This is a genomic window from Pseudomonas helleri, from assembly GCF_009600315.1.
Lineage (GTDB): Bacteria > Pseudomonadota > Gammaproteobacteria > Pseudomonadales > Pseudomonadaceae > Aquipseudomonas > Aquipseudomonas helleri_A.
The window spans coordinates 1-745 of sequence record NZ_WIWC01000097.1; the positions used below are offsets into that span (position 1 = coordinate 1).

The window sequence follows — 745 nt, forward strand, 5'->3', positions numbered from 1 at the left end:
GGCCGAGTTGCGTGCGCAATGGGTGGCGTTCAATCGCGAGCTGAAACAGGGCAAGCTGACGCACCTGGAATACGACAAGGACACGCAGAGACTGACCTGGCGCAAGCCCAAGGGGGAGAACCAGAAGGCGCGCGAGCAAGCTCTCTACGAGCAACTGCCATACTGCGATGTCGCCGACGTGTTTCGCTTCGTCAACGGCCAGTGCCAGTTCCTGTCGGCGCTGACACCATTGCAGCCACGCTATGCGAAGAAGGTAGCCGACGCCGACAGTCTGATGGCGGTGATCATTGCCCAAGCCATGAACCACGGCAACCAGGTTATGGCACGTACCAGCGACATCCCGTACCACGTCCTGGAGAGTACCTACCAGCAGTACCTGCGCCAGGCGACGCTACATGTGGCCAACGATTGCATCAGCAACGCCATCGCCGCACTGCCGATCTTCCCGCATTACTCGTTCGACCTCGATTCGTTGTACGGTGCCGTTGATGGGCAGAAATTCGGCGTCGAGCGACCAACTGTGAAGGCGCGCTACTCGCGCAAATATTTCGGCCGCGGCAAGGGCGTCGTCGCCTACACGCTGCTGTGCAATCACGTGCCGTTGAACGGCTACCTGATAGGCGCACACGAGTACGAGGCTCACCACGTGTTCGACATCTGGTACCGCAACACGTCGGACATCGTGCCGAGCGCGATCACCGGCGACATGCACAGCATCAACAAGGCCAACTTCGCCATCCTGCAC

1 protein-coding gene is annotated in these 745 nt (G+C 60.0%); it reads left to right on the forward strand.

Translation table 11 applies throughout. The annotated features are described in order from the left end of the window. A partial coding sequence (locus tag GHN86_RS23000) for a Tn3 family transposase (protein ID WP_153387385.1) occupies positions 1-745 on the forward strand: 745 nt, incomplete at both ends.